Raw genomic sequence first — 1,726 nt, 5'->3', positions numbered from 1 at the left:
GTAACCGTTGCACAAGTCGTTGATTCTCCACGGACCGGATTCATATAAGCCTTTTTACGGGGCTTTTTTTATTTCGGGTCAGAATCGAGGTACCAAATTTAGATGCTTTATGCAAGTCCCGAACAAGTATTGAAGCGCACTTTTTACCAAGGCTGCCAAATCAAGCCGTCCCGCCCCACTTTTTGAGCGTTTTTGTTCGAACTTCAGGTACTTTTTAAGATTATAGGCCATGGCCGAGAGGTGCATCACCTTGTTCGCCTGTTCGAGCCCTATCGTGTTCACCTTCCTCATGCCCATAAACTGTGTCAACGTTCCAAAAACAGGCTCCACCGTACTCTGTCGTTTCCCTTTCATATACTTGCCCTGTTCGCTGTTCACCCTTTTGATGTTTCGCTCGTACTCCGCACGGTAGTAGGTGACCGAAAATTGTTTTTCGTTCACCTTGCCCAGACATGTGGATTTCAACGGGCAGCCCTTACAGATCAGGCTCGATGCGCGGTACGCTTTCTTTTTCGTACCCGTACGGTGATCCTTGAATACCTTTCTGAACGGGATTATCTTTCCCCGTGGACAGATATAATGGTCTTCTTTCCCTATATATCGGAACCCCTCGGGACCGCCCTTGTACGTGCCATGGGGCGGAATGAAACTCTTTAGCCCGATTCCCTCTAGAAAGGCATAGTTCTCGCCACTGCTATACCCGGTGTCCGCTACGCAGTTCTCCCAGACCAGGCCCTGCTTCCACAACCTTCTTTGTAGGCGTTTTACGATGTCGGGCAACTGTTGGTTGTCCTTCCCGTCCGCATGGTACGCCCTGATGTCCGTAATGACGTGGTGGGCCGTATCAACGCTCAATTGGCTCAGGTAGTTCAGCTTTCTGGCCTTGCCAGGTTTTACGCTGATCCTCGCATCGGGGTCCGTGGGGCTGTAATGTGTTTTGTTGCTCGTATACTTGGACCCCTTGTTCTTCGCCCCCGGGCGTTGGTCCTGGTCCTTCGCCCATTTTTTGTTCCTGCCCTTTATAGCCGCCAGTTCGTTCTTGCCCGCACTGACACTGCGCTGACCTTTGTCCGACCTGTCGCCCTTGCTCTTGCGGTGCGGCCCCCCTTTGTCCATTGCGCTCAGGACACGTACCTTTCGCAGGTGTTCGTCCAGTTCCTCTTCGGGCACCTTAAGTTCCAAGGTGTCCATACTCGCATTGGCCTTTACAGGTGCCGAATCTATGGCCTGGGTATGGCCGCTCACCATGCCCTTCTCAACGCACATACTTAACACCTTGGTGAAGACTTCCTCGAATACACTTTCCGGGAACAGTTGGCGCGTACGGCTTATCGTACTGTGCCAGGGAAGCTCCTCGTCTATATCGTAACCTATGAAATAAAGGATGTCCAACCGCAGGGAACAATGGGCCATAAGCTTGCGGTCGCTGATGATGTTCTCCAAGTAGCCAACAAGGCAAAGCTTGAAGAAGACCACGGGGTCTATGCTCTTTTGCCCACTGTTCCCGTAATAACCTTCCGTAAGACCGTAAAGGAACCGGAGTTCCAAAACTTCCTTTAACCGTCTGTAGAAATTGTTCCCGGGGATACGGTCGCTCAACTGGAAATGGGCGAACAGCTTTTCTTGGTAATCCTTTTTTCCCTGCATACCTAAAGTTAACAACGCAACGTTAAGATCATGTTCTCCCTATGTGGTTTTTTCGTTAACTTGTGCAACAGGCACAATG

Annotated in this window: 1 protein-coding gene; it reads right to left on the bottom strand. The window is 50.6% G+C overall.

The features are described 5' to 3' along the window. Positions 1-78 precede the first annotated feature (78 nt). Entirely contained in the window at positions 79-1,647 is a 1,569-nt protein-coding gene (locus KO513_RS05260) for an IS1182 family transposase (RefSeq protein ID WP_252735689.1), read from the bottom strand. Positions 1,648-1,726 lie beyond the last annotated feature (79 nt).

The organism is Zobellia sp. B3R18, from assembly GCF_018860715.1.
GTDB classification, from domain to species: domain Bacteria; phylum Bacteroidota; class Bacteroidia; order Flavobacteriales; family Flavobacteriaceae; genus Zobellia; species Zobellia russellii.
This window is presented reverse-complemented; position numbering and strand designations above follow the sequence as displayed.

Bases quoted from the DNA above. Each gene is read 5' to 3' on its own strand.
- KO513_RS05260 (WP_252735689.1), bottom strand. From the start codon at position 1,647: ATGCAGGGAAAAAAGGATTACCAAGAAAAGCTGTTCGCCCATTTCCAG.